General features: G+C 52.7%; 9 protein-coding genes. 2 read left to right on the forward strand and 7 right to left on the reverse strand.

The window, feature by feature from the left end; genetic code table 11:
- Positions 1–75: 75 nt before the first annotated feature.
- The 5 genes from PFRI_RS12100 to PFRI_RS12120 all read right to left on the reverse strand — a co-directional run bounded on the left by PFRI_RS12100 (position 76) and on the right by PFRI_RS12120 (position 3,842).
- Entirely contained in the window at positions 76–525 is a 450-nt protein-coding gene (locus PFRI_RS12100) for a 2OG-Fe(II) oxygenase family protein (RefSeq protein ID WP_084649678.1), read from the reverse strand.
- 115 nt (positions 526–640) lie between these two features.
- Positions 641–1,816: an ammonium transporter gene (locus tag PFRI_RS12105; protein WP_072630970.1), complete on the reverse strand. Its 1,176-nt coding sequence runs from the start codon at positions 1,814–1,816 to the stop codon at positions 641–643.
- A 203-nt stretch (positions 1,817–2,019) separates the two neighbouring features.
- Positions 2,020–2,253, reverse strand: coding sequence for an acyl carrier protein (locus PFRI_RS12110; RefSeq protein ID WP_009828142.1), 234 nt, complete (start codon positions 2,251–2,253; stop codon positions 2,020–2,022).
- Between the two features lie 192 nt (positions 2,254–2,445).
- A complete protein-coding gene (gene fabG, locus PFRI_RS12115; RefSeq protein WP_072630971.1) occupies positions 2,446–3,183 on the reverse strand; it encodes a 3-oxoacyl-[acyl-carrier-protein] reductase in 738 nt (245 codons plus the stop codon).
- 47 nt (positions 3,184–3,230) lie between these two features.
- Positions 3,231–3,842: a hypothetical protein gene (locus tag PFRI_RS12120; RefSeq protein WP_139292117.1), complete on the reverse strand. Its 612-nt coding sequence runs from the start codon at positions 3,840–3,842 to the stop codon at positions 3,231–3,233.
- A 288-nt stretch (positions 3,843–4,130) separates the two neighbouring features.
- On the opposite strand from PFRI_RS12120, the gene PFRI_RS12125 reads away from it, so the two are divergent.
- Positions 4,131–5,063, forward strand: coding sequence for a DUF2726 domain-containing protein (locus tag PFRI_RS12125; RefSeq protein ID WP_072630973.1), 933 nt, complete (start codon positions 4,131–4,133; stop codon positions 5,061–5,063).
- A gap of 16 nt (positions 5,064–5,079) precedes the next feature.
- Here the strand turns inward: PFRI_RS12125 and fabD are convergent, their stop codons facing one another.
- Positions 5,080–6,009: an ACP S-malonyltransferase gene (gene fabD, locus PFRI_RS12130; RefSeq protein ID WP_072630974.1), complete on the reverse strand. Its 930-nt coding sequence runs from the start codon at positions 6,007–6,009 to the stop codon at positions 5,080–5,082.
- 188 nt (positions 6,010–6,197) lie between these two features.
- Between fabD and PFRI_RS12135 the strand changes: the two genes are divergently transcribed.
- The gene (locus PFRI_RS12135; protein WP_072630975.1) at positions 6,198–7,394 is read left to right on the forward strand and encodes a cytochrome b/b6 domain-containing protein; all 1,197 of its coding nucleotides are present in this window, start codon (positions 6,198–6,200) and stop codon (positions 7,392–7,394) included.
- A gap of 76 nt (positions 7,395–7,470) precedes the next feature.
- On the opposite strand, the gene PFRI_RS12140 is transcribed toward PFRI_RS12135, so the two are convergent.
- A complete protein-coding gene (locus PFRI_RS12140; protein WP_072630976.1) occupies positions 7,471–8,043 on the reverse strand; it encodes a YceI family protein in 573 nt (190 codons plus the stop codon).
- Between the last annotated feature and the right edge of the window lie 183 nt (positions 8,044–8,226).

An 8,226-nucleotide genomic window follows, 5' to 3' on the forward strand; every position in this document is an offset into this window, starting at 1 on the left:
GGGCAAGAGTGGGCTTTGCGCACAATCGCGCAAATGACGCAAGTTCTCGCCGCTTTCTAGCCGTTTGCTACCACATTAGGTGCCTTTACCCTTGAGATGTGCGAACGCTTTGGCATTTCGCGATGCAATATGTTTCCCCACACTTATCGGCGCATGTTTGCAATCAGATTGCGCTACACCCAAATCCGCAGGATCCAACATTGTTTGGCTCGCAGGATCAAAGAACACAGAGATCGAATAACGCGCATTTTGTGTACGGTTGATCACGCGGTGTACAGTCGACAAAAACCGATCATTACTCCAACGCTGCAATAAATCGCCATTATTGCAAACTAAAGTACCCTCAATGGGTGGCGCTTCGATCCAATCGCCGCTGCGCGTGCGCACTTGCAAGCCACCGCTGCTATCTTGCGAAAGCAAGGTCAGAACTCTGAAATCCGTATGCGGTGCGACGCCAAAACGTTCTTGTGCATGATCAATCGCTTGTGCTGGCGGGTAAAACACCGGCGCTAGAATTGTGTTCACCGCTCATTTGAAGTCTTCTCTAATAGCAACACCACAAAACAAAAATGCTGCTCAGACAATACGTCTGAACAGCATCTACTTTTAGACAACGCTTCGTATATCTAAGCGCCTCGCTTCAATTTTCGCTATACGCTGGCTGATGATGTGAGCTCAAATCAAGTCCCTGCTCTTCTTCCTCTTTGGTGACCCGCATACCGACCAAACCTTTGCAGAAGAAAATGATGAATATTGTAACAACTAAAGTGTAACCACCCACAATTGCCATACCACCCAGTTGGCTCGTCCAAGTCGCAGCACCCAGAGGTGCCAACATCATCGAACCAAACATCCCGGCGACGCCGTGAACCGCAAACACATCCAATGCGTCGTCGATCCGCAGCTTGGACTTGATCAAGCCAACCGCTTCTTGAGCGATAATTGCGGCAACTGCACCAATCATGACAGCATAAAGCGGCCCGACATACCCCGACGCAGGTGTGATAGCTGCAAGACCCGCGATAGAGCCCGTTACCATACCAATGACAGTGAAACGCCCAGTCTTTAGGATTTCCCAGCCGATCCAAGTCAGCGTCGCGGTTGCTGCTGCAATATGGGTTAAAAACACTGCCATGGCCGCGTTCGCGTCCGCTTGCAATTGCGATCCGCCATTAAAGCCGTACCAACCGACCCAAAGCAAACCCGCACCTGCCAACGTCATAACAGGACTATGCCCGCCATGATGCGTCACCAAACGCGGACCAATCACGATCGCAAGGATCAAACCGGTAATACCTGCCGTCTGGTGGACAACAATACCACCAGCGAAGTCTTTGGTCCCAAGCGCACCAAAAATGCCTCCATCCGATAGAAAGCCTCCACCCCAGACCCAATGCGCGACAGGCGCATAAACCATCAACATCCAGAGCCCTGAGAAGACAATAACAAAGCCGAATTTAACCCGCTCCGCAAAAGCCCCGATGATTATCACCGGTGTCACAATTGCAAAAGTCATCTGGAAGACGAAAAAGAGTATCTCAGGCAATTCACCCACAACCGACTCGCGGGTGACGTCCAAAAGAAAAACCTTACTTAATCCGCCCCAATATGGGTTCGCACCACCGTAAGCGATGGAATAGCCAACGACATACCACAACACACTCATCAAACAGGCCACGACATAACATTGCACAAAAATGCTCAGAACATTTTTAGCCTGCACCATGCCTGCGTAAAAAAGAATTAGTGCTGGCAAGGTCATTAGCAAAACCAATGCTGATGCCACCAACATCCACGCGATATTTCCAGATTCCATTGCAATACCCCCCAGTATTTTGTGTTTGGGGGTATTGGCAGCCACTAAATGCAGTTGAAGAAAGCGATTCTCTTGCGCAACACGCAACTATATGGGGAAAAATCTGTCGGTTGGCGATCCGAAAGCAAAAGCCATTTGGTGCAAACGCAAAACGCCCCCAGTTTTTCAACAGGAGGCGCTTCAAAACTTTAGTCTCAGAAAGCTTAAGCAGCTTCAGAGATGAACTTTACCGCGTCGCCAAAGGACTGGATGTTCTCAGCCGCGTCATCAGGGATCTCGATGCCGAACTCTTCTTCGAACGCCATAACCAACTCAACTGTGTCGAGGCTGTCTGCGCCCAAATCATCGATGAAGGATGCACCCTCAACAACTTTATCTTCTTCTACACCAAGGTGCTCAACTACGATCTTTTTAACACGATCTGCAACGTCGCTCATCTCGAAATCCTTATATCTTGGGCCAGCGGCCCGTTGGTGCCTGTCCCCATCGGGGCACTTGATATTGCCCGATTGGGCAGCTTTTGTTCCATGCGGAACACCTTAGGGAAGTGTTCCCAAGGCCAACGATGCGCCGCCTATAACACACGCAACACATAAGGCAAACGGAATCGCCTGACTTTAGGTAACGCCCTAAAGCATCGCCATTCCACCATTTACATGCAGGGTTGCGCCAGTGACATATGACGCTTCAGCGCTAGAAAGATAGACAACCGCCGCCGCAATCTCGTTCGGTGTGCCCATGCGGCCCGCGGGCACCTGACCCAAAATCCCCGCCTTTTGATCGTCACTCAGCTTATCGGTCATCGCCGTTTCGATAAATCCGGGGGCAATCGCGTTTATTGTGATTCCACGTGACGCCACTTCATAGGCCAGCGATTTGCCCATCGCGATCATTCCAGCCTTTGACGCTGCATAATTCGCCTGACCTGGATTACCTGTCGCGCCAACGATAGAGGATATATTCACAATCCGTCCCCAACGCGCCTTCATCATCCCGCGCATCACGCCCTTGCACAGCTTCATCGTCGCTGTCAGGTTCACGTCCAACACAGACTGCCACTCGTCATCAGACATGCGCATGAAAAGATTGTCGCGCGTGATACCCGCGTTGTTTACCAAAATATCGACGCTGCCCATTGCCTCTATTGCCTGCTTTGGCAAAGCCGCGACGGCTTCCATATCCGATAGGTTACAAGGCAACACATGGGCGCGCTCACCGAGCTCTGCCGCCAACGCCTCTAACGGCTCAACGCGTGTGCCAGACAAACCAACAGTCGCGCCAGCGCCGTGCAAAGCACGCGCAATATCCGCGCCAATCCCACCAGATGCACCAGTGACCAGCGCGCACTTTCCCGTCAAATCGAACATGTAAGGTAACCCTTCCCTTCGCTTTCCTTCAAGCAAAGGAAAGCACGTTAATTCTCAGCTAAGACGTTGCCGACATTAGCACTCACGATTCCCATAGCGCCAATTTCCGCGATTGTCATCGCCCGAGGACGGCGGCGGCGCCCAAATTGCTCTGCAAAGCGCGCATAACCATCACCACCGACCATTTCAGTGGCAAATGCCTTGTGCGCTTCAACGTCTTGACCAGTTCTAACGGCAATCACGGCTCCGTCTTCCATCGTGCGCTGCGTGCCACCGATGAACGCATCCACTGCCCCGCCACTAATCACACTGTCATTACGCAAATGCGTGCTAAAACCAGCTTCACGCACGGCTCGACCAAACGCGAGTGTCTCAGGGCTGCCCGCAACGCCGTCCGCTTCTAGCATGACCAAGCGGCGCGCATCGGGGTTTGCCTCGCGTACGGATGCGAAACCTGTCGCAGTATCCTCATTGATAGAGCCGGACATGAAGATGGTTTCGCCCTCAGGCAAAAACGCCGTCATGTTGTTTTGCGGTACCGGTGCTTCACGCACAATAAACCCTTCGCGCGCCACAGGAACCGGCTCTACGCGGCGAAACATTCCACACCCAGACAGACCAACTGCCGACAATCCTAATAAAAACGCTCGTTTGTTCATTGTAACCACCCCTTTAAATTGCCTCACGCGCAGCGTGGCCGCGCTTTGGTTAATTCTCAACGTCAAAATTGGCGACACTGTGTTTCCAATGTGTAGCATTGATGATGCTCGGGTTCTTTCGGTCATTCCCTGCCGATCTTAGGCATTTTTCGGCAAAACCTCGCCGAGAGTACAGGCTCTTAACTATGCCCAGCTTTTCCTCATCGTCGCCCAGCTTTCGGCAAAATTCAATTATAGCGTGTTCTCATTACTTCTTACGCGCATTTATTCCAATGATTGAGGCCTGCAATGATTCAGCAACAGATCGAAAGCTTCACACGCTCCCTCACACATCTTGCGAGCGAATATTCGGATCCCTCAATCGTGCTTCAACATATCCCTGTGTTGAAGAACAACCTTATGTTTCAGCAAAACCCTGAATACATCTTTTATGGAACAGGTGGTATTGTCGCGATTTTATTCGCGCTCAAAAAACTGAACAAGCGCCGAAAAGCCAAGATCAAAGACATCGCTCTGGTTATGCCAACACCCTACGTTGGCGATGCCGATCACGCACACACAGATGAAACCGCGCCAGCGAGCTTTGAGAAAGACGACCTTCTTGATCGCGTCAACGAAATGAGCGCGATGATCCCCGATCCAATCCGCAAGACCGAAGCCCCTGCACAACTCGCAACTCGCACGCCAGCAGAACAGCTCGAAGACGTATCTGCCATTTCGTTCAGCGCGCGCCCTGCCCTGACACCTGATGAAGCACGCACGCGTGTGCTCGTTCAATCCGTGCTCAATGAATTTGGCGCAGGCTATATGATCATGGCGCGCACCGCGCTCAGCGCACTTTTGCAGCCAAGCGCAGAGGTCGTCGGTGCGCAGCGCGCGAAGGGTTTGCGCGCAATCCAAGACAAGTATGTGGATTTCGGCGTGTTTGATCGCACGGGCCGCTGCCTTGTCGCTTTGGATGTTTCAAACGACAAGCAGTCAAAAGAAATTAAAAAGATCGTGCAGCAAGCCATCGCCAAAGCCAATATCCCACTGGCGATGCTTAGCACCTCAGACACGCCCGCAGACATTCGTGCCAAGATCGCGCCCCATCTTTCAGCCACCGCGCGCGTCCCCCAGAACGCAACGCCCAAAAAGAAAAGAGCGCCCCAAGCGGAGCGCCCTCAACGACCAGTACGAACAATCAGACCAGCACATGCAGCGGCCATCGCTGCCGAGTAACAGCCAACTAGAGCGATTAACGCTCTAGTTTCGCAATATCGTCCGGCGTTCCCACAGGGCTACACGCGATAGAACGCTCGATCCGGCGGATCATACCTGCTAGCGCTTTACCAGCGCCCACTTCCCAAACCGTGTCCACACCCTGCGCGGCCATGTAACCAACGCTTTCGCGCCAGCGCACAGAACCAGTCATCTGCTCAACCAACAAATTGCGGATCAAATCAGGATCGCTCACCGCCTCAGCGCGCACATTTGCAACAACAGGCACGGCGGGGACATTAATCTTCACTTCGTTCAATGCTTCTGCCATCACACGCGCGGCAGGTTCCATCAATGCACAATGGAACGGTGCACTTACAGGCAACATCACCGCGCGTTTGGCGCCCTTTTCCTTGGCAATCACCAAAGCGCGTTCAACCGCGCCCAAATGGCCAGAGACCACAACCTGGCTTGGATCATTGTCATTCGCTGCTTGGCAGACTTCGCCCTGCGCTGCTTCTTCGGCGACCGCTTGTGCTGCTTCAAAGTCCAGACCGAGTAAAGCCGCCATCGCGCCAACACCCACAGGCACCGCCTCTTGCATAGCGCGGCCACGCGTGCGCAGCAATCGCGCCGTATCCGCCACACTAATCGCACCGACCGCAGCCAATGCGGAATATTCCCCAAGCGAATGACCCGCCACAAAGGACGCATCGGTGATTAACACACCTTCCGCCTCTAGCGCGCGCATCGCGGCCAAAGACGTCGCCATAAGTGCTGGCTGTGCGTTTTGTGTCAGCGTCAGCGCGTCTTGCTCGCCTTCCCAGATCAACGTGCTCAGCTTCTCGCCCAAAGCCTCGTCCACCTCGTCAAACACCGCTTTTGCGGCGGGATAGGCATCTGCCAGCGCCTTGCCCATTCCGATGGATTGTGCCCCTTGACCGGGGAATACAAAGGCTTTGCTCATCTTGGGTCTCCTGAATTTTGTTACCATTCGCTCTAAACGCAGGCCGCTTTCACCGCAAGCCTACCTGCATTTTTGCACATCAGCTGTTTTATAAAAAAGACTGCGCCGCCAACTTGTTCAAGGTAGAGTTGAATAAAGCACGCCTCTCGCGCGTTACATATTCGTAGTTAATGACTCTGGAGCCCCATATGTCCGCCTCAAATACCGCCCGCAGCTATGGCTCGGTCACAAAAACCTTTCACTGGCTCACGGTTCTTTTGATCCTGACCGCCATTCCCTTGGGCATCATCGCCAACCGCCTCGCCTATGACACCAGCGAAGCCTTGGCGCTCAAAGCATTCCTGTTTTCGATGCACAAAACAGTTGGCATTACCGCCTTTTTCGTTGCTCTCGCACGTATCGCTTGGGCGCTGAGCCAGCCAAAACCCGCAGGCCTCAATCCGGATCATCGCGCAGAAAGCTTCCTTGCTGAACTGGTGCACTGGCTGCTTTATGGCTCTCTTGTACTGGTGCCACTCACAGGCTGGATCCATCACGCCTCTACCGCAGGTTTCGCACCGATCTGGTGGCCTTTTGGTCAAAACCTGCCCCTCGTTCCCAAAAGCGAAGCGCTTGCTGGCTTTACCGCAGGTCTACACATCGTGCTCGAACGCGTTCTCGCCGCGTCGATCCTTTTGCACATTGCGGGTGCGCTAAAGCATCACTTCATTGATAAGGACGACACTCTGCGCCGCATATTGCCCGGAAAAACCGAAGCAGGTACACCGCATGCCGCTAGCAAAATCGGTCCCCTTGCTGCTGCTGTTGTCGTCTGGATTGGCGCGATGGGTATTGGCTCGGCTCTCGGGATGTATCAAAGCCACAGCGAAACAGGCCCACGCGCAGCATTGGCTGAAGTGCAAAGCGACTGGACCGTCAACAGCGGAACTTTGGCGCTCACAATCACGCAATTCGGTTCAGAGGTTATGGGCAGCTTTGAAGATTGGACAGCAGACATCACCTATGCCGAGCAAGAAGGTCCCGGGTCGCATGGCTCTGTCACGGCACTCATCTCTATCGGTTCACTTACCCTTGGGTCTGTGACAGGCCAAGCTTTGGGTCCAGACTTCTTTGATGCGGACGCACACCCAACGGCCGAGTTCAACGCCGAGCTGATCTTTCAAGCGGATGGATACACCGCTGAGGGAACTCTTAGCATTCGTGGCAACGAAGTGCCTGTTGTCATGCCGTTCGATCTGAGCGTTGAGGGAAATGAAGCCACAATGAGTGGTCGTCTGACACTTGATCGTCGTGACTTTAAGATTGGCGATAACATGCCCGATGAGGGTTCACTGGCCTTTGGCGTTGCGGTCAACATTGACCTAAGCGCGACGCGAAGCGAATAGATCAAACATATTTCTCAAACCAAAAAGGCCGCTGATCAATTCAGCGGCCTTTTCTTATTCTTAGGTTTGTAAAAGCTTACTCAGCTTTTGCAGCCTCGATTGAAATCATAACTTTAACTTCGTCGCCGACGGCTGGTGCGAACGCGCCCAAACCGTAGTCAGAACGCATCAACGTTGTTGTCGCGTCAAAGCCAGCCCAAGGTTTGCCAGCCATTGGGTGCTGTGCCGCTTTGTTCAAAACGGCGTCGAGAACAACTGATTTTGTAACATCGTTCAACGTCAGATCACCTGTGATCTTCGCTGTGTTGTCGCCTGTCACTTCGATGCTTGTGGATGTGAAGGAGATCATCTCATCGTCAGATGCGTCGAAAAAGTCTGGTGACATGAAGTGACCAAGACGCTTTTCCCAGCCTGTGATCATGGATTTTGCTGGCATAGACACTGTCACAGAGGATGCTGCTGGGTCTTCTTGGTCGAACATGATCTCGCCTTCAAAGCCAGAGAACATGCCGTAAGTCGTGGAAAAGCCGATGTGGTCATATGTGAACACGATCTGGCTGTGGCTTGCGTCGAGCATATACTTCTCAGGCGCGGCGTATGCGCTTGTACCTGCAAGTGTAAGGGCGGCGGCGAAGAGGAAAGATTTCATGAGACAACTCCAATATGAAAAGATGTTTCATAATACAGCTGTTAGAAATGTTCGCGCAAATGCACGCTATTCAACATCTCGTGTGCGCTGACGAACATAAAGTTCGCGAATAATTTTTGAGTTATACCGCTGCTACCCCAAAACCCGAATTTTTTCATGGGTTATGACGCGGAAATTGTCTGA

The sequence above is a fragment of the Planktotalea frisia genome (assembly GCF_001890925.1).
In the GTDB taxonomy this organism is placed as follows: Bacteria; Pseudomonadota; Alphaproteobacteria; order Rhodobacterales; family Rhodobacteraceae; genus Planktotalea; species Planktotalea frisia.

Coding starts and splice junctions, on each gene's coding strand:
- PFRI_RS12105 (WP_072630970.1), bottom strand. CDS start 1,816: ATGGAATCTGGAAATATCGCGTGGATGTTGGTGGCATCAGCATTGGTT.
- PFRI_RS12110 (WP_009828142.1), bottom strand. CDS start 2,253: ATGAGCGACGTTGCAGATCGTGTTAAAAAGATCGTAGTTGAGCACCTT.
- fabG (WP_072630971.1), bottom strand. CDS start 3,183: ATGTTCGATTTGACGGGAAAGTGCGCGCTGGTCACTGGTGCATCTGGT.
- PFRI_RS12120 (WP_139292117.1), bottom strand. CDS start 3,842: ATGAACAAACGAGCGTTTTTATTAGGATTGTCGGCAGTTGGTCTGTCT.
- PFRI_RS12125 (WP_072630973.1), top strand. CDS start 4,131: ATGATTCAGCAACAGATCGAAAGCTTCACACGCTCCCTCACACATCTT.
- fabD (WP_072630974.1), bottom strand. CDS start 6,009: ATGAGCAAAGCCTTTGTATTCCCCGGTCAAGGGGCACAATCCATCGGA.
- PFRI_RS12135 (WP_072630975.1), top strand. CDS start 6,198: ATGTCCGCCTCAAATACCGCCCGCAGCTATGGCTCGGTCACAAAAACC.
- PFRI_RS12140 (WP_072630976.1), bottom strand. CDS start 8,043: ATGAAATCTTTCCTCTTCGCCGCCGCCCTTACACTTGCAGGTACAAGC.